The organism is Algoriphagus sp. oki45 (genome assembly GCF_036245605.1).
Classification (GTDB): Bacteria; Bacteroidota; Bacteroidia; order Cytophagales; family Cyclobacteriaceae; genus Algoriphagus.
This window is the reverse complement of record NZ_BTPC01000002.1, coordinates 693830-717552: the sequence shown is the minus strand read 5'-3', so window position 1 is coordinate 717552 and position 23723 is coordinate 693830. Positions and strand designations below refer to the sequence as shown.

At 46.1% G+C, this 23723-nt stretch carries 21 protein-coding genes; 7 read left to right on the top strand and 14 right to left on the bottom strand.

Features of this window, described 5'->3' with window-relative positions:
• The first annotated feature begins 5 nt into the window (after positions 1-5).
• Both AAA942_RS12610 and AAA942_RS12605 read left to right on the top strand, forming a co-directional pair.
• Complete coding sequence (locus tag AAA942_RS12610) at positions 6-2876, top strand: outer membrane beta-barrel protein (RefSeq protein WP_338220632.1); 2871 nt, start codon at positions 6-8, stop codon at positions 2874-2876.
• Between the two features lie 345 nt (positions 2877-3221).
• A complete protein-coding gene (locus AAA942_RS12605) occupies positions 3222-4538 on the top strand; it encodes a BF3164 family lipoprotein (protein WP_338220631.1) in 1317 nt (438 codons plus the stop codon).
• Between the two features lie 54 nt (positions 4539-4592).
• Here the strand turns inward: AAA942_RS12605 and AAA942_RS12600 are convergent, their stop codons facing one another.
• The gene (locus tag AAA942_RS12600; RefSeq protein ID WP_338220630.1) at positions 4593-5153 is read right to left on the bottom strand and encodes a fasciclin domain-containing protein; all 561 of its coding nucleotides are present in this window, start codon (positions 5151-5153) and stop codon (positions 4593-4595) included.
• A 177-nt stretch (positions 5154-5330) separates the two neighbouring features.
• On the opposite strand from AAA942_RS12600, the gene AAA942_RS12595 reads away from it, so the two are divergent.
• Positions 5331-6359, top strand: a complete 1029-nt coding sequence (locus AAA942_RS12595; protein ID WP_338220629.1) for a phenylalanine--tRNA ligase subunit alpha — start codon at positions 5331-5333, stop codon at positions 6357-6359.
• Positions 6360-6591: 232 nt separating this feature from the next.
• Here the strand turns inward: AAA942_RS12595 and AAA942_RS12590 are convergent, their stop codons facing one another.
• The 5 genes from AAA942_RS12590 to AAA942_RS12570 form a co-directional block, all read right to left on the bottom strand.
• A complete protein-coding gene (locus AAA942_RS12590; RefSeq protein WP_338220628.1) occupies positions 6592-7464 on the bottom strand; it encodes an SMP-30/gluconolactonase/LRE family protein in 873 nt (290 codons plus the stop codon).
• A 131-nt stretch (positions 7465-7595) separates the two neighbouring features.
• Positions 7596-8480 carry a sugar phosphate isomerase/epimerase family protein gene (locus AAA942_RS12585; RefSeq protein WP_338220627.1) on the bottom strand — a complete coding sequence of 295 codons (885 nt, stop codon included), beginning with the start codon at positions 8478-8480 and terminating at the stop codon, positions 7596-7598.
• Between the two features lie 157 nt (positions 8481-8637).
• Positions 8638-9429 carry an SDR family NAD(P)-dependent oxidoreductase gene (locus tag AAA942_RS12580; RefSeq protein ID WP_338220626.1) on the bottom strand — a complete coding sequence of 264 codons (792 nt, stop codon included), beginning with the start codon at positions 9427-9429 and terminating at the stop codon, positions 8638-8640.
• 1 nt (position 9430) lies between these two features.
• Entirely contained in the window at positions 9431-10474 is a 1044-nt protein-coding gene (locus AAA942_RS12575) for a zinc-binding dehydrogenase (protein WP_338220625.1), read from the bottom strand.
• Between the two features lie 3 nt (positions 10475-10477).
• Complete coding sequence (locus AAA942_RS12570; protein WP_338220624.1) at positions 10478-11185, bottom strand: orotidine 5'-phosphate decarboxylase / HUMPS family protein; 708 nt, start codon at positions 11183-11185, stop codon at positions 10478-10480.
• Between the two features lie 145 nt (positions 11186-11330).
• On the opposite strand from AAA942_RS12570, the gene AAA942_RS12565 reads away from it, so the two are divergent.
• Positions 11331-12356, top strand: a complete 1026-nt coding sequence (locus AAA942_RS12565) for a LacI family DNA-binding transcriptional regulator (protein WP_338220623.1) — start codon at positions 11331-11333, stop codon at positions 12354-12356.
• A gap of 152 nt (positions 12357-12508) precedes the next feature.
• Here the strand turns inward: AAA942_RS12565 and AAA942_RS12560 are convergent, their stop codons facing one another.
• The 5 genes from AAA942_RS12560 to AAA942_RS12540 form a co-directional block, all read right to left on the bottom strand.
• Entirely contained in the window at positions 12509-14467 is a 1959-nt protein-coding gene (locus tag AAA942_RS12560; protein WP_338220622.1) for an amylosucrase, read from the bottom strand.
• A gap of 23 nt (positions 14468-14490) precedes the next feature.
• The gene (locus AAA942_RS12555) at positions 14491-15972 is read right to left on the bottom strand and encodes an MFS transporter (protein ID WP_338220621.1); all 1482 of its coding nucleotides are present in this window, start codon (positions 15970-15972) and stop codon (positions 14491-14493) included.
• Positions 15973-16166: 194 nt separating this feature from the next.
• The gene (locus AAA942_RS12550; protein WP_338220620.1) at positions 16167-17498 is read right to left on the bottom strand and encodes a hypothetical protein; all 1332 of its coding nucleotides are present in this window, start codon (positions 17496-17498) and stop codon (positions 16167-16169) included.
• 95 nt (positions 17499-17593) lie between these two features.
• Positions 17594-18664: a dipeptidase gene (locus AAA942_RS12545; protein WP_338220619.1), complete on the bottom strand. Its 1071-nt coding sequence runs from the start codon at positions 18662-18664 to the stop codon at positions 17594-17596.
• Positions 18665-18667: 3 nt separating this feature from the next.
• Complete coding sequence (locus AAA942_RS12540) at positions 18668-19378, bottom strand: SAM-dependent methyltransferase (protein WP_338220618.1); 711 nt, start codon at positions 19376-19378, stop codon at positions 18668-18670.
• 91 nt (positions 19379-19469) lie between these two features.
• Between AAA942_RS12540 and AAA942_RS12535 the strand changes: the two genes are divergently transcribed.
• Positions 19470-20804: an amidohydrolase family protein gene (locus tag AAA942_RS12535; RefSeq protein WP_338220617.1), complete on the top strand. Its 1335-nt coding sequence runs from the start codon at positions 19470-19472 to the stop codon at positions 20802-20804.
• Positions 20805-20964: 160 nt separating this feature from the next.
• On the opposite strand, the gene AAA942_RS12530 is transcribed toward AAA942_RS12535, so the two are convergent.
• Positions 20965-21708, bottom strand: a complete 744-nt coding sequence (locus AAA942_RS12530; protein ID WP_338220616.1) for a hypothetical protein — start codon at positions 21706-21708, stop codon at positions 20965-20967.
• Between the two features lie 101 nt (positions 21709-21809).
• Between AAA942_RS12530 and AAA942_RS12525 the strand changes: the two genes are divergently transcribed.
• On the top strand, positions 21810-22136 hold the full coding sequence (locus tag AAA942_RS12525; RefSeq protein WP_338220615.1) for a Rieske (2Fe-2S) protein: 327 nt from the start codon (positions 21810-21812) through the stop codon (positions 22134-22136).
• Here the strand turns inward: AAA942_RS12525 and AAA942_RS12520 are convergent, their stop codons facing one another.
• Positions 22137-22475, bottom strand: a complete 339-nt coding sequence (locus AAA942_RS12520; protein ID WP_338220614.1) for a tRNA-binding protein — start codon at positions 22473-22475, stop codon at positions 22137-22139. It lies immediately after the preceding gene.
• A gap of 72 nt (positions 22476-22547) precedes the next feature.
• Between AAA942_RS12520 and AAA942_RS12515 the strand changes: the two genes are divergently transcribed.
• Complete coding sequence (locus AAA942_RS12515; protein ID WP_338220613.1) at positions 22548-22910, top strand: hypothetical protein; 363 nt, start codon at positions 22548-22550, stop codon at positions 22908-22910.
• Positions 22911-22987: 77 nt separating this feature from the next.
• Here the strand turns inward: AAA942_RS12515 and AAA942_RS12510 are convergent, their stop codons facing one another.
• A complete protein-coding gene (locus AAA942_RS12510) occupies positions 22988-23722 on the bottom strand; it encodes a 1-(5-phosphoribosyl)-5-[(5-phosphoribosylamino)methylideneamino]imidazole-4-carboxamide isomerase (RefSeq protein ID WP_338220612.1) in 735 nt (244 codons plus the stop codon).
• Between the last annotated feature and the right edge of the window lies 1 nt (position 23723).

Here is a 23723-nt window from a genome sequence, read left to right as displayed (position 1 = left end):
TATCTATGAAAAAAAAACATTTACTTAGTTTATTGATTTTTAGCTTATTGCTGAATTTTTCAGCCATGGCTCAACGGCCTGCCGAGCAGTCACAGCAAGTCCGAAAATTGACCGGAAAAGTCATTGACGGAGTAGCCAAAACCCCGATGATCGGGGCCAATGTCCTGATCAAAACGATGACTGACTCCCTACTTCGCGGGACAGTGACCGGAGCAGATGGGGGCTTCGAGATCGAAAGACCGAGAGTACCTCAGGTAAAGGTCGAGATCTCCTTTTTGGGATACAAAACCATTTCCCAAGTCAACACCTTCAGAGATCCGGTAGATTTGGGCGAACTCATTCTTCTCGAAGATGCCAAGGTCCTCGGAGAAGTAGTGATCGAAGGCGTCAGTGTAGTGGGAGAACAAAGAGGCGATACCACTTCTTTCAACGCCAATGCCTTTAAGACTCAGGAGAATGCCCAAGCCGAAGATCTTATCCGCAAAATGCCCGGCATCACCATGCAGGGTGGACAGCTGCAGGCACAAGGCGAAAATGTGCAGCGAATTCTGGTTGATGGACGGGAGTTTTTCGGGAATGATCCCAGTATTGCCCTCAGAAATCTGCCCGCAGACGCCATCGACCGAGTGGAAGTACTGGACCAGCGCTCTGACCAAAGCCGACTCACGGGATTTGATGACGGCAACTATACCAAAACAATCAATATCATTCTGAGAGAAGACCGGAAAAACGGATCCTTTGGCAGAGCCTATGGAGGCTATGGTACAGATGAGCGGTACTCCGCAGGAGGTAGTATCAACCTATTCAAAGGAGATCAGCGCCTATCAATTTTGGGCTTGTTTAACAACATCAACCAGCAAAACTTCTCCAGTCAAGACCTGGCAGGAGTCACTGCCAATGCCTCCGGAGGTGGAGGAAGGAGACCCGGAGGTGGCGGTGGTGGCCGATGGGGCGGAGGAGGAAACAATAACTTCTTCGTAGGCAATGAAAGTGGAATCGTCACTACCAATGCCCTAGGCCTCAACTACTCTGATAAATGGGGCAAAAAAGTCAACTTCACCGGAAGCTATTTCTTCAACAATACCACCAATGCCCTTCAGCAAATCACCAACCGGGAAACGGTAGTGAATGAAGATATCCGCCAATTCTATCAGGAAAGCCTGATTAATACCGTGGATAATTTCAACCACCGGGCCAATGCACGGATTGAAGCAGATATCAATGAGAAAAATTCAATCATCCTGACTCCCAGCATTTCTTTCCAAAACAATCAAACCTTCAGCGACAGGGATGCCTTGACTACAGCTAGCACGGGAGATTCCCTGTCTGCACTTCGGTCGATCAGCAATGCGGAAACCCAGGCTTTGAATATTTCCAATAACCTGACCTATCGATACAAGTTTGACAAGCCGGGCAGAACCCTTTCGACAGAAATTTTCACTGCCTGGAACGATCGGGACCAAACTTCCGACCTCTTGGCAGCAAGTAGGGATTTTCAAAGGAACAGGCTGGATACCACACTACAGGAGACTTTTGCGCTCAACGACGGTTTCAACTATCGTATCAATCTGACCTTTACAGAAAAACTGGGAGAAAACTCCATCGGAACCTTCGGCTACCAGATTGGCAACAACAAAACCCGGGCAGACCAAAAGACTTTTGTCCTTGATGATGAGCGAAGACCGGTGCTGGATACAGCGCTTTCCAATGAATTTGACAACAAATTCATCACCCAAAGACTGAGATCCGGCTATGCCTACAACAAAGGCGGATACAGTGTCAATCTGAATCTGGACTACCAAAATGCACGCTTGGACAATCAGGCCTTCTTCCCTGAATCCGGAGTATTCAAGCGGGATTTCAACAACTTCCTGCCCAGCGCAAACATTAATTTCAGAAACCGGGAGACCGGATTTTCCTGGAGAGTCCGCTACCGGACCGATACCGATGAACCCAGTGTGTCTGAGCTTCAAAACGTAGTCAACAATCAAAATCCGCTCAACCTGAGGGTGGGTAATCCTGAACTCGGACAAAGCTTCAATCACAACATCTTCGCCAACATCAGCAAGATCAATCTGGAAAAATCCCGAACCCTGTTTATGTTCTTGAACTATTCCGCTACGAGTGATTTCATCGGCAACAGCACCTTTATCACCGCTCAGGACACACTAATCAACGGGGAAGTTTTGCTAAGACCGGGAGGACAGATTTCCCAGCCGGTCAATCTGGACGGCAACTGGAGAACTACCTTCTTTCTTACCTATGGGGCTCCAATCAAAAAGGTCAAAACCAATTTCAACACCAACACCCGGGTGGCTTTTAACCGGATTCCAGGGATTATCAACGGGGAGCTCAACCTGAATGACAACCTTTCCCTGAGCGAAGGAGTGACTTTCAGCTCAAACATCAGCAAGAATTTTGACTTTACGCTGCAGGTCACCGGTACCTACAACATCGTGAATTCAAGCCTGCAGCAGGACTTGGACAACAACTTCTATCAGCAGGAATCCAGCCTCCGACTCTACTATTCGCCTAACAACGGAAAGCTTTTTGTCGGTAACAACATCGGTCATACCTTTTTCCGAGGGCTTTCTGATGGATTCAATCAAAGCTTTTGGTTATGGAATATCGAAGGAGGATACCGCTTTGCCAAAAACAACAAGGCAGAGCTGAAAGTGGTCATCTTCGACTTGCTCAATCAGAACAACAGCATCAGCCGAACGGTCTCCGACGTGGCAGTAACCGATGTCTTCACCAACGTGCTGACCCGATACGGGATGCTGACTTTCACCTACATTATCGGCAATTTCAAGGAGCCCGAGACCCCTCAGCAGCCTTGGCAGATGGGCAGGCCCTCAGGAGGAAGGACTTGGTAAAAATTTAGAAAGCAAAAGTGAGAAAGCTAAAAAAGCCGCTTTGAAATTATTCAAGGCGGTTTTTTTATTGAAAATTGTAGCCAGATTATCCTGGAATAAATCGTTTTCTTAGGATTTGCAACAAAGGATATTACTATTTATTTAACCGGGATCTAAAATTCAAAATCAAACCTATTCACCTCACCTAAAAGATAAAATCCTCCATTCAAAAAAAAAAAAAAAGCCATTCCTGTATTTTTAAGAATAGCTCAACGAGAATTCTGTAAACTTGATGTAGTTATTAACCACTAAATTTTCATAAAATGAGAAAAATTAAGCATTTACTAGTTGGAGGGCTATTTTGTCTTGGAGCAGCCCTTATGTTTAACAGCCCAGAAACGCAGGCACAGGGAGCAGGACCATTACCTGGAAGTCACATTTGTTGTGCATCCAATTCCTCAGGCTGTACAGATCGGTTGGGCGATAGATGGGATACAGATGAAAGGAGAGAGGCGACTAGCTGTACAAATGATGCCTCTCTGTAACAAATCAATCTTGCTGTGGGAATCAATCCCACAGCTTTTTTTCGTGAAAAAGGTGAAAAGAAAAAATTACCTAAATAACTTCCTCATCCTACTATTAAGTGTAGCGTGCGCTCCCAATACTCCTAATTCCCCATTTGATTTTCCGGCAAATGGACTTCCAGAATTCAATTTATCAAGTAAAAAATACTACTATCCTGAGGTATTAAATCCTATGCATGTAAAGCAAAAAGGGGAATATCTTATTTTAATGGAGATATACAGAATACCGCCTGAAAAGCCTCTTATCCATTTAATCAACAAAACCACACTTAGTTATTTTTCGGCAAAAGGAATAACAGGATTTGGGCCGAATGAGATTGCGAATGCAGAACTTTTTGACCCTGGGTTTGATCCTAACACCTTTTGGATTTATAGTTCAAGAAGCAAAAGAATGTCTGAATTTTCTCTACTCGATACGAATAGACTTTCTATTTCTGAATTTAGGCAACCAGAAGGAATGTTCATGATTTACAATCTGTACTTCACCAAGGACAGTACCTTTTTAGGAATCTCTGCTTCAGATCCAAATAGATTGATAGAATTAGACTATTCAGGAAATCGAGTAAATGCCTATGGAACATGGGAGAAAATAGCCGATAGGTCAGATTTAGATGATTACCTGCTTGGTGAATTAAACAAGGGTTGGTTTCGAGCCAATTCTAAAAAAACAATTTATGTCAAAGCCAGTATTTTCAGAGATAGACTTGAAATTTTCGACTACCGGACCAAAGAGTTTGTACTAGTTGATGGGCCAAGATTAGAACTTCCCAAATTTAAAATTTCAGGATCTGGGGCAAATTCAGCTTTAATTTTTAATCCCGAAGAAGCGTATGGTCATCGTGATATCGCCTTTGGGGAATCCTATATATACGACCTATATGGAGGATTCAACGAAGCACAAATTCAACAATCAAATGTGATTGCTAAGACTATATTTGTCCTCACAGACAAAGGTGAGATGGTAGCAAAGTTGAATCTCGATCGATCTTTGAGGAGTATTTCGGTGGACGAAACCATGGGAAAAATCTACGGAATTACTACCGATGCCGACCCCGGAATCGCGGTATTTGATATCCCAAAAGATCTGCTTGAGAAATGAAAAAAGCCGCCTGAAAGAAATTTCAAGCGGCTTTTTTACTCTGAAATGTTTGGTTTACATCTTAGGAAGCACCAAGGAATCCACGGAGTGAATCACCCCATTGGACTGCCAAACATCGGCGATGGTTACTTTAGACTGACCACCGTTTTCGTCTGTGAGGTAAAGGTATTTGCCCTTCATCCAAGCAGTCAGTTTTCCGCCCTGTACGGTGGTCAGGATAGCTTTTCCGTTTCCTTTTTTGATCGCGTCAGCGATGTCTTTAGAACCCATTTTGCCAGCCACTACATGGTAAGTCAGCACTGCGGTCAATTGACCTTTGTTTTCAGGCTTTAGAAGGGTTTCCACCGTCCCCGCAGGAAGCTTGGCGAAGGCAGAATTGTCAGGAGCAAAAACAGTAAATGGTCCTTTTCCCTGAAGCGTCTCCGCCAATCCCGCAGCTTTTACGGCTGCTACCAAGGTGGTATGGTCTGCAGAGTTCACCGCATTTTCGACAATGTTTTTGGATGGATACATCGGTGCACCGCCTACTTCCACGGTTTTTTCCATTTGAGCGAAAGCCATGTGAGCTGACAAGAAAACGAAGGCTGCGAAAGCCACTTTAAATAGTTTGTTCATGATTTGATTTATTTTGGTTTCGAATTTGGAAGCACTTACGCAGCCCAAAACCAACTTGGATTTTACGCTTTATAAAAAAATTTGAAAGAATTGACAGGATAGCTTGGACATCCCACAGGGACCTTTGCCCAAAAAACCTCAAAAATGGTAGCTTTGTGCCTTCAAGATTTTCAACGCATGAGTCAGGAAAGAATCGACGCGATCAAAGCCGCCATTGCCGCTGCGGATGCTACTACCCCGGATGAACTGGAAGCCTACCGAATGGAATATATTTCCAAGAAAAGTGTGGTAGGAGAGCTATTTGCTGTCATGGGACAAATCCCCAATGAGGAAAAGCGAGCCTATGGACAGCTGATCAATGGTGTCAAGCAGCTTGCTGAAGCCAAGTTTCAAGAGTTGATTGAAAAAGTCAATTCTGCAAACAAAAAGGCGAAAAGTGCGGATTTGGACTTGACTTTGCCCCCGTCCAATCAGTCTTTGGGAGGTATTCATCCGCTTACAGCGACACGTCAGCACATCATCGAGATCTTTGAGCGCATCGGGTTCAACCTATCCGAAGGACCAGAGATCGAGGATGACTGGCATAACTTTACCGCGCTAAACTTCCCTGAAAATCACCCTGCACGCGAAATGCAGGATACCTTTTTCATCGAGAAGAATCCGGATATCGCGCTTCGTACGCATACCTCCTCTGTGCAGGTGCGCGTGATGGAAAACCAAAAACCTCCAATACGTACACTTTCGCCGGGAAGGGTTTACCGAAACGAAGCCATTTCTGCACGTGCGCACTGCATCTTCCATCAGGTAGAAGGACTCTATGTGGATGAAAATGTGGGTTTCGCCGATTTGAAAAACACCTTGTACCACTTCGCCAAGGAGATGTTTGGCAAGGAGACCAAAGTAAGGTTCCGACCTTCTTTCTTCCCTTTTACAGAACCAAGCGCAGAGATCGATATTTCCTGCCTGATCTGCGGAGGAAAAGGCTGCAATGTCTGCAAAGGAAGCGGTTGGGTAGAAATCGGAGGATCTGGAATGGTCGATCCAAACGTGCTGGAAAACTGCGGGATTGATTCCAAGAAATACACCGGATTTGCATTCGGCATGGGAATCGAGCGAATCGCAATGCTGAAATATCAGATCAAGGACTTGCGACTCTTTACAGAAAATGATGTGCGATTCCTGAGGCAGTTTAGGCCTTTGTTATAGAAAAGTTGAGAAGCCAGTCGAGAGATTGGCTTTTTTTATTTCCCACAGATTCACACGGATTAAAATCACAGATTTGCACAGATCTAAACTGGTTCAAGTCTCCTGACTTGGACCAAACGAGAAGCCAGTTGAAAGATTGGCTTTTTTTATTGCTCACTGATTACACGGATGAACACAGATGATTTATTTCAAATTTTTCATCTGTGAAAATCTGTGCTATCCGTGAGAAAAATCAAATCTCTGCCCGATTTGACTCCAATCCCCCGACCTCTACGTTTACCAAAAACACATTTCCGCTCTGCGGATACTTTTCCAAATCATCCCCTGTCAGATTTTCCTGAGCAGTGGTAATCAGCATCAGATCCATATTTTCTCCCCCAAAGCAGCAGGAAGTAACGTGGGGAACAGGTAATTCGATTTTGTCCAAAAGTTTGCCTGTTTCAGGATTCCATCGGTACACACCCGAACCCCCATAGTGCGCCACCCAAAGCATTCCTTCCCGATCAATGCACATTCCGTCCGGGAAGCCCAATCCCTCCAGAATCTCCACCGCGATTCTTCGAAACTGAATCCCTCCAGACTCCGGATCAAAAGCAAATTCCTGAATCTTCTTGGTTGGGGTGTCGATAAAGTAATACGTCCTTTGATCAGCGGTCCAGGCCATTCCATTGGAAATGGTCAGGTTTTGCAATTGGATTTGAGGTTTTAGATCCGTTCCAATTCGATACAAGGAACCCGCACCTTCGGTAAAAAGCCTACTCAGCGTCCCGATCCAGATTCTACCTTGAGGATCGATTTTGCCGTCATTGAAGCGATGCAAAGTCAATTCCAGTTCAACTTGACAGAGTTCTTCGATGTCCTGAGTATCCCAATCGTACCGAACCAGTTTCCGATCCAAACCCAAAATCAGCTTTCCATTTTGTCCTTCCAAGACCACCGCCAGGCGGTTTGGAAAATGCCGGATTTCAAGTTGTTCAGTTGCCAAATTGTAGCGATGCAGGTTACCCTTTTCGATATCCACCCAAAAGAAACAGCCGAGCTTGGCAATCCAAAGCGGGCCTTCTCCAAGGAAGCATTGGGAAGGAATTGTATTAATGATTTTCATATTCGATTCATTATTTCAGAGGAATAAAAATCCCCCTAGCCCCCTTGAGAAGGGGGAATAGCGCCAAATTAAAGCTCAATCTTTAAAAGGTTTTCAATCACTTTTCCCAATAACTTAATAATCAATAACTCTTACTTCCAGTACTGCGCAATTTTCTTCTTCAAAAACGCCACGCTGCGCTCCAATTGATCCATGCCGTCCACCCCGTCCTCGATGCTGATCCAATTATCAAACCCGACACGCTTGAGTTCGGTGAAGATCGCGTCGTAATCATTCATTCCCTTGCCGATTTCCCCGTGACTGAGCATTTTCGCATATCCCACGGCTCCCCCCTCTACTTTTCGAAGATCTTCGATCGTGCCGTATTTCAAAAACCGGTCGCTCGCATGCATGGTCACCACGCGCTCGGACACGTCATACAATAAATCCAACGGATCTTCTCCCGCCAAAAACGCATTGCTCGGATCGTAATTCACTCCAAAATTGGGATGATGGATAGACTTGACTAGTTTGGTGAAAATGTCTCGCTTCTGCGCAAATTCCGGATATTCCCAAAAGTCATCCTTGTAGTGATTTTCGATGATCAGGGTAATTCCCAGGCTTTGGGCATATGGAAGACAGGCTTCGATGCAATCTTTGGCGAGTTGGATTCCTTCCTCGATAGAGAGTTCGGGGCGATACTGTCCGGAAAGCACCCGGCAGTATTTTCCTCCCAATTCATCCGTCATGTCAATCCAGCGCTTTTGCTTTTGGATTTCCTTTTCCCGGAAAGCCTTATCCCGATGGGTAAAATCCGGTGAGCAGCACATCATGGGAATCACCATACCCTCATTTTCGACCATCCGGCGGAATTTGGGCCAGTTTTTTTCATCGGCCATCTCCAAAAAACCAGCATACCACTCCAGTCCATCGATCTGGAGCGGGGCTGCCAATTTCACCCAATCGGCGATTTTCATACTTCCATCCTTGCAGAGCTGCTGCATAAAGGCCTTGGGAAAGGCGGCTAGTTTGGGCATAGGGGGTTATTTGTTTGAATTTAGGATTTCTGCCATGAGCTGAATTTTCTTTTTAAACCCGATGGAAAACCGGAGACGGAAGAGGGGATCAAATTAGATTTCAGGACTAAATTCACCTCTTGAGTTCTCCCGCTTGAAAAGAAAGGAATTTGCATTTTTATTTAAAGGTCTTGTTGTCTTTGGGTAGGTTTCGTCCGATCATCGGATGCTGCTCCAAGGTGAGCACTTGTCCTGATACGGGGCCGCTTTCGTCCGAAAGGAAGAAAATACAAGCCGCTGCAATCTCTTCTGGCGAAAGAATCCTCCCCGATGGAGCAATGATGGCAGGCAAATCCTCGTACCAAGTTTCAGAAAGTCCATGCTCCTTTTTGCGTTCTTTTTCACGCTCCGTCAGCACCCAACCCGGATTGATTTGGTTGACCCGTATCCCGTATTCCCGCATCAGGGAATCTCCCAGATTTCCGGTCAAGGTCATAATGGCTCCTTTAGAAACCGAATAGGCAAGCAGATTGGGTTCTCCGCTCCAGGCATTGATGGAGCCGATATTAAGTACGCTTCCACGGGTTTTGATCAGTTCGGGAAGCGCTTTTTGAATCAGGAGAAAGGGCGCGATCGTATTGATATCCAGTACTTTTTGAAAAAAGGCCCGATCTGTATTGTGGATATCGGAAGCGATGACCCAAGCGGCATTGTTAACAACGGCATCGAGTTTCCCGAACCTTTTCAGGGCAAGATTCACGAGATTTTCAGGGCAGGACTCCGAGGTGATATCCTCACAATGGAATACCGCATGCTCAACTCCAATCTCTTCTTCTACTTCTTCTCCTAAGTACTGTTCCAATCCATGAAGGACGACTTTGGCGCCTTCGGCCGCACAACGTTTGGCGATGGCTTTTCCGATGCCTGTGGTACTTCCGGTGACGATGATGACTTTGTCTTTGAGTCGCATATTAAACAGGTTTTAAAACCGCTTTTACAATTTGTCCGGTATGCATTTTTTCAAATGCCTCGTGCCACTCTGTAATCGACCATACCCCTCCGATAATCGGCTTCACATTTAATGCTCCGCTTGCCAGCAAAGCAATCACCCGCTCCCAAATCGGCCAGTTATGACTGAAGCTGCCCTGCAGACGCACATTTTTCTGCACGATTGGGTCAATGGAGAAATTCAGCGGTTGAGGTCCCCATCCTACTTTGGTGATCTGCCCGTTTGGTCTAACCAGCTTCATTGCTGTCTTGAGAGTAATACTATGTCCTGCCGCATCCACGATCAGGTCGGCACCCAATCCATCACGCTTTCGTGCCCAAGCCTCAGCAGCATCTTCTCCGATCAAGGCATCACAACCGTAGGCATTTTTTGCAATTTCCAGTCTCCCACGGTCCGCTTCCAATCCCAAAACAGCTACTTCCGCTCTGCAAAGTCTGGCCACTGCCGCACAAAGAATCCCAATTGTCCCAGGTCCAATTACCACCACCCGATCTCCAGGTTTGATATGGGAATTTCCCACCAAGGCATTGAAAGCGACACAACAGGGTTCGGTCAGGCAGGCTTCTTCAAAGGATAGATTCTCGGGAACGGTATGCAAGCATCTTGCCGGCACCCGTACAAACCGGGTCATGGCCCCGTTGACTCCGTAGCCGAAGCCTTTGCGCGTAGGATCAAGGTTGTAGAGTCCGACTTTGCTCATGGGATTAAGGGAGTCGATCACGGCAGCAGTTTCGGAGACCACTCGATCTCCTACTTTCCAACCAGAAACCCTAGACCCCAACTTGGCGATTTTTCCTCCAAATTCATGGCCCAAAACGACGGGATAATTCACTGGCCAACTGTGGTCCGAAGTCCACTGATGCAGGTCGCTTCCGCATACGCCGACATTTTCGACTTCAAGAAGAATGTCCTCTTCTCCGATCTCGGGAACCGGTATTTCACGGATTTCTACCGAATGCTTTTGCTCGGAATAGTTGACTACTGCGGGTATTTTGGTGCTGGACATGGCTTAGGATTTAGAGGGGAAAACAGGGGTTTGGGCATGGATAGCTTCGCAGATCATTCGGAGAGAAGACTCCAAATCTCCGTCTGCCGTTTTAAAAGAATCGGCATCGATCGTCAGCGGAGCGCCTAATACAACCAAAGGAGCGCCATATTGCGGGCATTGGATCGCCTGCTCAAGGGAAAGTCCTCCCACCGCCTGCACAGGGATATTCACGGCTGCTACTACTTCCTGAAGTTGATCAAGCGGACTTGGCATGCGGTGTCCTGCGGCAGCAATTCCCCGCCGCTCATCGTAACCGATATGGTGAATCACATAATCACAGCCCAAGTCTTCCAAAAATTTGGCCCCCTCCACCATATCCGGGCAGACCATATTGTCGCCCATGACTTGTACGCCAAAGTCTTTTCCTGCTTTGACCACACACTTGATCGTTTCGGCATGAGCACGGGCCATGACCACCACATGGGTAGCACCGGCTTTGGCCATCATTTCGGCCTCGAGATAGCCCCCATCCATAGTTTTCAAATCAGCAACGATGGGAATTCCGGGAAAAGCTTCTCTGAGTTTCCGAACCCCATGAAGTCCCTCGGCCAAAATCAGTGGAGTACCGGCCTCCAGCCAATCCACTCCGGCCCGGAGTGCCATAGCCGCAGTTTCAAGGGCTTCGTCAATATTGGTCAGATCCAGTGAGATCTGTACAATAGGTTTCATTTAGTTTGGGTTTAAGGTTGGGACTCAATATAAAATTTTTTGACCCCAGAAGCATCCCGATAAGCCGGTCAGAAGACCATTTCCATAAAGTTTTTCGATTTAATCGCAGATTCTGATAAATTCCCTAACCCAAACTAACCTCCCCATGTCCGACAAACGCCGAACTACCCTGAAAGACATTGCCAAAGCATTGAATCTTTCCCCGTCTACCGTTTCCAGAGCATTGAATGGATATCCTTCTCTTTCCGAAGAAACCATACAGCTGGTGAAAGACCACGCGGAAAGGCACAATTATGTCCCTAATCCCATCGCTGTCAATTTTCGGAAAAACCGGACCTCCATCATCGGTATGATTGTCCCTCATATTGTCCATCATTTTTTCTCCACCACCATCAGCGGGGCCATGGAAACTGCCAAAAAAAATGGCTATAGTATTTTATTGGCTCAGTCATATGATCTGTTGAAGGACGAAATTTTAGCGAGTCAGCACCTTTTGGGTATGGGCGTGGACGGATTGTTGATCTCGGTTTCCAATGAAACCAAAGAAGCAGAGCATCTTCAGGCCTTTTTGGATGAGGGCAAACCTGTGGTTCAGTTTGACAAAATCACTGACCAACTGGAAGGGCCGAAAATTGAGGTAGATGATTTTCAGGGAGCCTATCAGGCAGTCAGCCATCTGATCCGGCAGGGCTATCGCAAAATTGCCCATCTGAGCGGACGGATGGAAGTCAAAAATGCCCATGAGCGATTCTTCGGCTATAAAAAAGCCCTCAAAGACCATGGACTGGAATTCAGTGAAGCTTGGGTGAAAAACTGCTTTGATATTTCCGAAAAGGAAGGTTTTGATTTTACCCAAGAGTTGATGGAATCGGAAGAAAAGCCAGATGCTATTTTTTGCATTACGGACTTGGTCGCATTGGGAGCGATGAATTACCTAAAATCCTCCGGCTATCAAATTCCCCAGCAAATCGGCCTGATGGGCTTCAGCAATTGGATGCTTTCTGAGTATACCAGTCCTTCACTGAGCTCAGTAGATCAGTTTGGAACCCAAATGGGCAGTAAAGCTGCAGAAATCCTTATTGATCTCCTGAAAAAGCAAGAATTGGGCACCAATGGAACCATGGAAGTGAAAACTGAATTGGTCATCCGTGGTTCTTCGATGAAAAGCTAAAAGTAAAAAGACTGTCTCTTAAATGGTTTCTTTGTCAGCCTGACCCTTCGACTCCGCTCAGGGTGACAGGAGTCGAAGGCCATTTCCAGCCTTCTAGAGAATGTTTTGACTTCTCTTTATGTGACAAACTTAACTTTTGAGACAGCCTCCTTTCATCCATGAACTGGCTCCAAAACCCGAAACCCATACGGCTCTAGGATCAAGTATTCGTGATCAGGCCCCACCTCCACTTCGGATTCAGTCCAGTGATCCCAAAGTCTAGCCGACCCCTCTCCCTGCTCTCGGAAAGCATACCAAGTCAAGTAGGCAGCCCTATCCGAAAAGTTGAACAGACAATACATCCGCGAATTCCCCATTCGCCGAACAAAACCGGCTACATGAATATTGTGCGGACTCATCCAGGAGATATTGCTCAGATCGCTGAATAGTTCATGGCTTTTTCGGATTTGAAGCAATCTTTTGGTTCCGGAAAAAATCCGATTCTCCATCGTTCCATTTTCGTTTTTTCGGCTGACTTTTTCCCAGTCAATTACCGGACGGTGCATCCAGCGGTTGTCGTAGCTTTTCCCCGGATCATTTTGGTAGCTGTAGTCATTGGTGTAGCCGACTTCGTCCCCATAGAAAAGCATAGGTAAGCCTCCCAGGAAAATGGAATGCGCCTGCATCATCAGAATTTTCTGGATGCTTTGGTCTATGGCGGGTCCATTGCCTTCGATCAGGGCTTTTTCCAATCCGCAGAGGGAAGCCAGGGTTCCGGAAATCCGCGCATCTCCTGTTTTGGGATTGGAAGAAAACAGAGCCCCCCTCGCCGGACTCATCCATTGATCTCCGGAGAAAGAGAAGTAGTCCTTGAGAAACTTTCGATGCATGTAGGGGTCTTTACCTGCCTTCGCAATCATGTAGTCATCATAGCCCAATCCAATATCGTCATGGCAGCGGGTATAGGTAATCCAGGAAGTTCCATAGGGTTTTTGGAGAATTTCGTGTTGGGCGGCAAGCATGACTTGGGTCTCACCTGAAGCTAACATGTCCCATTGCAAGGCCATTTGGGTGGCATTGTAGGCAAAGTCGCATTCCTGAGCGATGAACTCTCCCGTGCCAAAGTACTTCATGATTTCCTTTGGAGCCACGATGGCTTCACCCAAAATCGCCATTCCCGGAGTAGCCACCTGCACGCATTGCTTGATCAATCGGAGAAGGGTATGAGCCTGAGGTAGATTTTGGCAGGTCGTCCCCATCTGCTTCCAGATAAATGCCGGGGCATCTATCCGGAGCAAATCCACCCCGAGATTTCCATAAAAAAGTACATTTTCTAGCATCGCCCGAAAAACATGGGGATTGGTATAATTAAGGTCCCACTGATAGCGATGAAAAACAGTCATTACCCATTTGCCCATCTCCTCATTCCAGGTAAAATTGCCGGGAGCACTCTCCGGAAAAATCTCCGGCATAGCCCGTTCAAACTCGTCTGGGATAGAGCGGTTTTCATTGGTGTAATAGAAATCCTGAAAGTAAGAATCGCCAGCTTTTGCCTTTCGGGCCCATTCGTGGTGATGAGAGGTGTGGTTGAGCACAATATCGAGCATCAGATACATCCCTTTATTGTGCATTTTTTTTCGCAGGGAAATCAGTTCCTCCAGAGTTCCGAAACGGGGATCCACCTTTCGAAAATCCGAAACTGCATAGCCTCCGTCACTTTCGCCTTGCGGACTTTCAAATACCGGCATCAAGTGAAGAAAATTCACCCCGAGCTCTTCCAAATGAGGAAGTTTGGACGGCATAGTTTTCAAATTTCCCGCAAATCGATCCACATACAAGCTCATCCCTGCCAGCTGATTGCTTAGAAACCAAGTCCCTGTTTTGGCTTTTTCCTCATCCCTTTTGCGAAGCCCTTTTTCCCTTGATTGATAGGCATCAACCAGCACTTTCAATAATGCCTTAAATTGACTTTCCCCTTCCGGATGAGCTGCATAGATTTCTCCGTAGAGCCGATGGATTTTCGGCAGATGCTCGTTTAGGGTTTGGATGAAGTTTCGGTCTTTTTTCTCATCAATTCCTTTTTCCAGAAAAATCTCCTGGAGAAGCTGAGCAAGTAAAGATTCAGGGTACATGTGGGTGAGCGTGTTTTGAAATTTTAATGTCCGGAGGAGACGATAACCTCCTCAGGGTCGATATTTTTATTTTCCTTGATGAGCAAAGTGGCTGCGGCTGCGATCAGAAGTAAGACACCCGCAAAAGAAATCGCCATTCCTGCATCATTGGCAAGGAAATTTTTGGAAATAAAACCGAAGGTCAGGGTCTGAAGAATCATCGGGATTACGATCATCATGTTGATGATGCCCATGTAGACACCATAGCGCTCTTTGGGGATTTCATTGACCACTAGCAGGTAAGGCACACCCATCATACTGGCCCAAGCGATCCCAAAACCGGTCATCGGAGCAAAGAGCAGGTATTTATTCTCTATCATCGGGAAAGCAATCAGCCCCAGTCCCGCAATGATGAGACAAAGGAAATGAACCGTTTTGGGACCAAATCTTTTAGCCATCCCTACCAAAAAGAAGGCGGACAGGAAAGTGACGATATTGTACCATCCATTGACTAATCCAGTCCAACCTACCGCTTCCTCATACTTGGCCGGATCGCTGGCCGGTGTGGCATCCCAAACGGAGAGTGCGATGGATTTGGCGGCATTCTGCCAATAGCAAAACAGGGCATACCACTGGAATAGATATACCAGGGCCAGCTTCCACATCACAGAAGGCATGTGGATGATGGATTCGATGATTTCCAGATTTTGGGCAAAAAGCACTTTCGTAGTCGGATTATTTTCTGCCCAATGGATTGTCTTTCGGATGATCTTTCGGTCAAAAATCGAGGGGATCAACAGAAGGAAAAAGACCAGATAAGCGATCAGCGTAGTGAGGATGGAAAGAAAAAACTGGATGGCAGGATGAGGCATTCCTTTGTTCCGCTCCTTCAGAGCAGCCAATTCCTCCGGAGAAGGAGGGTACTCGGGCGCTTTGGAAATACTCCACAGGACCGAAGTGATGGAGCAGACCGTGCCGAGAAAGAAAGAAGCGTAGACCCACATGGGCAGAGAACCGATGGTGCCTTTGAAGAAAATCTGAAAGACGAAAAGGGAAAGGTTGGCCAGGGTGATCCCCAAACCGGTGAAGAAGCTTTGGGTCAAAAAGCCCTGTCCATACTGCTCCTCAGGAAGCGAATCTGCAATCAAGGCTCGATAAGGCTCCATGGCCGTATTGTTTGCTGCGTCCAGGACCCAAAGTAAACCGGCTGCCATCCATAGTGTGCTGCTGAAGGGATAGAAAAAGAGACAAATACTGCACATCAAAGCCCCGATAAAAAAGTAAGGCTTTCTTCGGCCGTATTTATCGCTCCAAGTGCTGTCGCTGAGCGCACCGATGATTGGCTGGATCAAAAGTCCGGTCATGGGACCGGCAAGATTCAAAATCGGGATTTCGTCAGGTGCAGCACCGAGCATATCGTAAATCGGATTGACTGCACTTTGCTGGAGACCAAAGCTGTATTGAATCCCAAAAAACCCAACGTTCATGTTGATGATTTGGGAAAAGGAGAGTTTGGGTTTTTGCATGAGGTTAAATGGGTTTTGATGCCTTTTTTGGGCTTTGGGCTACAAAAAATAGGAAGAAAAGCTTGGTAAAAAAGGGCTTAGAAGGTGGAGAACGGGCGTTTTTCTTCAAAAACCCCAAGGAAATCGTTTGATTTCGAAAGAAAAAATCAAAAAAAAATCCCTGAAAATTCAGGGATTTAGTGACTTAGTCAGGACTAGTTTTGCAATCGGGCTTGTATTTCCTGAATCAGTCCATCGTACTTTTTAAGGATTCTTGCCCAGTCATCAAACTTCTCATCGTCCTTTACCGTGACTTGATTTTTCCCATCGAGAAACGCCTCCTGAGAAATCAACTTAACGGAATAAGCTTCCTGATTTGAATTTCCTCCATTACTTACTACCAAGCGGGTTCGTATAATGCTGGATTGAAAGTTTTGCACCTGCCAGGAAGTAGTCAAATAGCGAGTGTTGAAGTCTACCGTTTCTAGAATATCGAAATACCCTGTTACAATTCCGCTAAGAATTTTCCATGCATCTTCTGGAGTATGGATTGGGTTGATTGGAACAGTGATTCTGACATTTGCCAAATCAGAAGAAACTGAAGAGGTATATGCCTCATCTACCTGCATTTCTAAGAAGTCTGCGGTAGGCGGTTCCTGCATATTGGCCTGATTACAATAGTTTTTGATGTATCGAATAAAGCCATCTTTACTAACGCGAACTTCTACACAGGCATTTTTTGGAACTTTAAGGTCATAGGAACCATTACCGACTCTTTTTCCTGCGATCTCAATCGAGGCATCATTGGGAGCAGTGGTAATCTTCACCAATCTGTCTTCCAGTGTGACTTTATCTCTCACCGGAGGTTCAGGATCCCCATCTTTGTTGCAATGCACTTTCTCATAATTGACAAATCCTTCCTTGGTCACCGTGACGGTGACACAATCTCCAAAAGGAATTTTGATATCCTGATTTCCTCTGCCTACTGAGGTACCGTTGGCTGAAACGGTCGCGTCGGCAGGTGTAACTTCCAATCTGACTTGTCGGTCTTTGAGGACAAAATGCTCTTTGAATGGAGGGGTTTCTTTGTCAGGTTGATTGTAATAGACTTTTGAAACAGGCGCGAAACCTGGCTTTTTGATCTCAACAGTCAGAAAACGGTCCTTGGCAATATAGAGAAAGATGGCTTTGGTGCCGATCACTCTTCCATCGACGAGAATCTCTGCATCGAAAGGCTCCGCAGTAATATCCACCTGTCGGGTATCCAAAGTGATTCTTTGCTCCTTATCCCATTTCAAGTCTTTGTTGTATTCTTTGATGACGCTTTGGTATCCCGGTTTGAAGACTTTTACCCGGTTTTTGGAGTCTTTTTCCAGTTTGATTTCCACTGTTCCTGTACCCAATTCCTGCTTGTCAGAATCATCATAATCATTCAGGAGAATAAATTTGGCATCGCTGTGATTGGCAGTAAGCTGGATTTTTTGGGAGAAGGTGAAAACAGTAGAGGCAATAAAAAGAAAGGCTGTAAGTAAAGATTTTGAATGCATAAGATACTTGTAAGGGTGTGTAAGACCCTGCAAGAAATTCAATTTGAATTATTTATGCAAACCACCGTTAGCGATAAAATTCAATTTTTCTTGCCCTAGCCCCAAGCTTTCTTCAAAAAGTTCAACCAATTCCCGTGCATCACCTTTTCCACATCTGCCTCGGTATACCCTCTTTTTCTGAGCAAATCAGGGATTTTTGACAAATCTGCAATGGTCTCCAAGTCTGCAGGACTTTGCTCAGTTCCAAAAGCTCCATCCAGATCCGATCCTATCCCGATGTGATTGGCATTCCCAGCAATCTGACAAATATGATCTAGGTGATCCAAGACGGTTGAGATAGTGACGTTGCGCTCTTTCGGAGTGCTTTTCCCTCTCAGCCAGCCCGGACTCAGCATCCAGGCATCGAAGGCTCCGCCGATCACTGCTCCACGATCGATCAGCGCTTTGATCATTTCATCGGAAAACTGCCGATTGTGATCGACGAGCGCGCGGCAATTGTTGTGACTCGCCCACACAGGACCTTGGTACAATTCCAAAGCATCCCAAAAGGCTAAATCGCAAAGATGCGTGGCGTCCAGAATGATCCCGAGCTCATCCATTTTCTTCACCAAGTCTTTTCCTTGCTGACTCAAAGGCGCGGAAGAATCTGTCCCAAAAGCATAGCGACCCGGTCCATAATGCGCAGGGCCCAAAGCCCGGAGACCGCTTTCGTAGGCTTTTTCCAAGTAATCCAAATTCACAATCGAATCGGCTCCTTCTAGGGAAAGGATAAATCCCACGGGCTTTTGGCTTTTGTCCTCACCCTGATTCCAATGAGCTAAGTGGGCTTCCAACTCGGCCCAGTTTCGGATTTGGGTCATTTCGCCCTTTTCGACCATCGCTTGATACCAAGCCAACTGACCCTGAGTCTGAGCCCAAGCCTGCTCTGGCGAATGCCAACCTGGAAGGGGATTTTCTGGTGCAACGAATCGGGCGATCTGTGTAGCGACGACCAGACCGATGTTTCCTTTGCGCAGCTCAGGAAGAGAGACGGTTGCATTTCCCCGATCGGGTTTGTCGGACAGGCCTTTTTCCCGAGCATTGATCTCGGTGACAGGTCGGGTGAGGTCCCGATTCCACTCGAGGGCATTCATACTCAGGTCGAGGTGCGCGTCTATGGTACACATGACTTAGAAGGCTTGAAGGACAAAAACAGTAGGGATTTTATGCAGGTCGACGGGATGGTTTTTCCAGTCGGCGACGGTCTTGGTATGGATCATTTCATCCGCTGCGGTAAGATTTTTGGCGATGCAAAGCTTGGTTTGAGGAGCCAAAGTCGATAGAAGGTCTTCCAGTAATTGGTTATTTCGGAAGGGCGTTTCCATAAAAATCTGGGCGCGTTTCTCCCGAATAGATTCGGCTTCCAATCTTTTCAAAGCTGTAGCTCTTTCCTTTTTATCAATGGGTAAATAGCCGTGGAAAGCAAAAGATTGCCCGTTGAATCCGGAACCCATCAATGCCAAAAACATGGAACTTGGCCCGGAGATCGGCACGACTTGAATGCCCTTTTGATGCGCATAGGCCACAGCCATGGCTCCAGGGTCTGCGATTCCCGGACAGCCCGCCTCTGAGATCACCCCGATATCTGCTCCATTCATGAGTGGCTGCATCAGTCTATTGATCGATTCAGGCGGAGTGCCTTTATCCAACACCTCCATGTGCACTTCTTCCAGATTCACTCCAAGCTTCAAGCTTGAAATATAGCGTCTAGCAGACCGTGGATTTTCGACCAAAAAGATCTTGGTGTGGGCGATGACATCTTGTACTTGCGGCGAAATCACCCAATGTGCCGTGTTATCGGCGAGGACATTGGGGATTAAGAAAAGTTTTCCTTTGGGCATTTTATCAGAAAGAGATAATGGGGGCGAAAGTTAAAATTAAACAGGCAAAATCATTACCTTTTTGATCATTATCACCTTCCCTATTACTGATATGAAGATTAGAATACTTACACTCGGCATATTGTATTTGCTTTCGATCCAAGCCTCTCCCCAAAATCTCAAAGCCCTCGTCGGTGGCACCCTGATCGACGGATTCGGAGGCACTCCCATCCGCAATTCGGTTATTATTATCGAAGGCGAGCGGATCAAAGCTGTGGGGCAAGTGGGCAGCCTAGCGATTCCGGCAGGTGCAGAAGTCATTTCTACAGAAGGAATGAGCGTTTTGCCGGGCCTTTGGGATATGCATGTGCACTTGATGCTCAATGGTCACAGCGACTACACCCATTGGGATACGACCTATTTGGATGTTTTGGGTTCGGTGATCATGCCTTCCTCAGCACATCAACTACTCATGGCTGGAGTGACCAGTGCAAGAGATTTGGGGGCTCCTTTAGAACCAAGCATTGAAGTAAGAGACCGAATCAATAGAGGAGAAATTCCGGGTCCGACCATTTATGTTTCAGGGCCATTTATCCAAAAAGCCCCCTATCCAGGCACGGAGGCTTTCCGATGGGGAGTGAATGGGGCCGCTGATGCGCGCGCTAAAGTCAAAAAATTGATCGACGCAGGAGTGGATGTAATCAAGCTGATCGATCAGGATCAGATGACCCTAGAGGAAGCCAAAGCTGTGGTGGATGAAGCGCACAAATACGGAAAAATGGTCGTAGGCCACTCACACCGTCCAGACGAAATCCGCATCGGACTGCAGATCGGCGTGGACAACTTTGAGCATACAGGTTTGAGTTCAGCGCCGGAATACCCAGCTGACATCATGCTGATGTTGAAAGAGCGGGCAGCCAAGATGAACCTTGGGCCGCTTTTTTGGACACCGACCGTAGAAGGGCTTTTCAACTACGAATATGTGCGCGACAATCCCGAGAAGTTGGACGATCCTTCCTGGCATTTGGATTTGCCGGATTCCATCATTCGGGATATTCGAGCTAGCCTTCGCTTTCCCGGAAGGATGTCTTACTTCCAACTTACTCCCGTGAGAAAACCTACCCTTACTCGCAAATTTGCCCAGCTCAAAGAAAGTGGAGTCGTGATGCTGGTAGGAACAGACAGCGGAATTCCCATGAAATTCCACAGCCAAAGCACTTGGAACGAACTCGATGTCTGGGTGAATCAGTTTGGGATGGATCCCTTATTGACCATTAAAGCAGCGACCTATTGGCCTGCGGTAGCCATGAAAGTGGATAAGGACTACGGTACGATTTCGGAAGGAAAATATGCTGACATCATCGCTGTGCGTGGAGACGTCCTTCGCTACATCAACCTACTTCAGGATGTGGATATGGTGATGAAGCATGGGAAGCAGGTGAAATGATCAGTCTCAGTAGGCAGAGCCAGGGATCAGTCCCAGTGGTCAGTCTCAGGGTACTGGGGGCAACCGGGATAAATTAAAGAGAAAAAGCTGCCTCTTTTTAGGAGACAGCTTTTGGACTGATACAGAAATGAAAATCAAGTCTCGCTTTTCTGAGTTTTTTTTACTTGGCTGGTTTATAGCCGATTGCATAGGATGTCCAGATTTCATAGATAGGCATCCCTGTTGAGCTCAGACCACTGTGATGCCATTCTCCATCGATGACCTCGAAATCAAAACCCAAACTGGCTCCTACCCGACTGTTATCTCTGGAGAAAAAGGTGATGTTTTCGGTATATTTCCCATCCTTTGCAGTGTAAGTACCCCCTCCGGTTCCTGAAAACTCCCGGGTTTCGGAATTGAATGCTACCCATTGGAATCTGCCTCCACTGAGGATTTTAATGGTGCGTCTGGCTCCTGGAGTAGACCGGGAAATCTGATCATCTCTTTTTCGTCCGGTAATCACCCAGTTGCCAGTCAAAGCATCCTCATCACTGGAAATCTTTTCCCAAACTTCCACCAGCATCCCATTATTGGTATCAGCCGATAGGGTTAATTTATTACCGGCAAGCTCTGCTTTGAAGGGAGTCGTAGTTCCTACCTGAAGTGGATTGAGGGTAAAAAAATCCAAAGTTTCGGAGTATTTGCCATTGGCATAGGCGTAAGGTCCTCCGCCTGCACCGATAAATGCATTGTCACTAACATTCTTTACCCCAAAGGCAAAATAGTCATCCTGGTAAATCTTGATGTACTCCTGTTCGGTGACGGCTTTGCCGTTTTGGCTTGTGAGTTTCCAAGCCCCTTCCAGGCTTTGGCCACTGACCCAGGCAAACAGAAACAAAAGCGGAAAAACAATTAATTTTTTCATGGCTAAGGCTTTTTAGATTGTTTTATTGAAATTCCCGATTCGGAGTCAGAAATCCAAAAGAAATTTGGTGATCGGAAAATTCTGGGCTAAAGCAGGAAGAAATGAGGGTGTTTCAGCTGGGAAACAGTAAAAATGACATTTGGGAAATGATCCCGGAGCGGAAAATCAAAAAGGTTCGGCTTGGGGATAAAGAGGTGGCTGTCCTAAGGCTGAAGGATACTGTTTATGCCTTTGAGCCTTTTTGTCCCCATCGAGGCGCTTCTCTGCTGACTGCCTTCACCAATGCCAAGGAAGAAATCATCTGCCCTCTTCATCAGTATCGGTTTGACCTAAAAACAGGGCAGGTAAAAAGTGGGTATTGCAGAGAAATGGAGGTTTATCCCTGTAGCTTGGACGAAAATGGACTGACCATCACCATCCCCCAATGATTAATGCAATTTGCTTCCGTTGGGCACGGGCCTTTCTACGGCTGCCAAGATAATTCCTCCCTCGGCAGCGGTAAAACCTGTGATTAAAATTTCGGACATAAAATCCGCGATTTGTCTCGGTTTAAAATTACAAACGCAGATCACCTGTCTACCAATCAATCGCTCCGGAGTATACCAATGGGTAACCTGTGCGGAGGATTTTTTTACTCCCAATTCCTCGCCCAGATCAACCCAAATTTTATAGGCAGGTTTTCGCGCTTTTTCAAAATTTTCTACCTGAATTATTGTTCCAACTCTCAAATCCACTTTGTCGAAATCTTCTAGGTCAATCGTTTGCATAGCCAAAATTTTTGCTAATTTTACAAACCTTTCTCAATTGCCCCAGTTTAATTAAGGTAAATCCAACTCATGATGTCAAAGACAAACAATTTCTTTTTGAAAAGTTTCGGTTTGTTTTGCTTGGTTTCTTTAGGTATGGTTTCCTTTTCTCAGGAAGCTTTAGCACAAGGAGAAAAAGAAAAAGTAGAGGAGAATGCTCCCAGAATTTTGGACAGGCCAGTTTCTGTTGAGGACCAAACCGCTACACAAGACCTCTCAACCATTTTAGGTCCGGAAGGCACTCGAGTTAGACCGATAGAAAAAGCGGCAACCCCTGCCAAAAAAGATAGTCCTGAAAAGGATACAAAAAAAACGGACTCTCCCTCCACTCTTTCTTTTAATCTTTTCCTTTACGTAGTGGACAAATTCAAAGAGAACAACCAACGGGCTGATTAATCATTCACCTCGTTTGAAAATATAAAACCCGCTTAGATTCAACATTTAAGCGGGTTTTCTTTTGATGTTTTTCTAAATCAATTTTCCTTGAGAAATTGCTCAATATCCTTGAGACTCATTCTTCCTTCGTAGTAGGCTCTTCCAAAAACTGCGGCATGGACACCCATATCTCTTAGTCTTCGGAAATCATCCACATTCCTCACCCCACCTGACGCCGCCAAATTGATGGTTGGAAACTTTTTTAGAATCTCCTCATACAATTCAAAATTTGGCCCTTCCATCACACCGTCTCTGGTTACATCCGAACATTTGAGAAATTTCAACCCCCGCTGATAGAAATAATCAATATGATCAAAAAGGTCAATCTCGGTCTTTTTCAGCCAACCTCTGATTTTAATTTTGTGATCTTGGGGATTGGTGTCTGCTGCTAAGTTGATTTTTTCTCTTCCGTAAGAAAGGATAAACTGAGCGAATCGTTCGGGATGATTGGCTGCTGCAGAGGCGATGGTAACCGTCTTGGCCCCGAATTCAAAACACTTGATCACATCCCCGTCGGTGGAAATACCCCCAGTGAAATCTACCTTCAAGTCGGTGTATCCCGTGATGGCTTCAAGGATATGATAATTTTTAGGTTCAGCTCTCCTAGCCCCATCTAAATCCACCAAATGAAGGCGCTTAATTCCTATTCCTTCAAACACCTGGGCAATCTCCAAGGGATTGTTGGAAATGACTTCTTCAGTGGAAAAATCACCCCTTTGTAGACGAACGCATTTTCCGTTGATCAGCCAAATAGATGGAATTATTTCGAACATG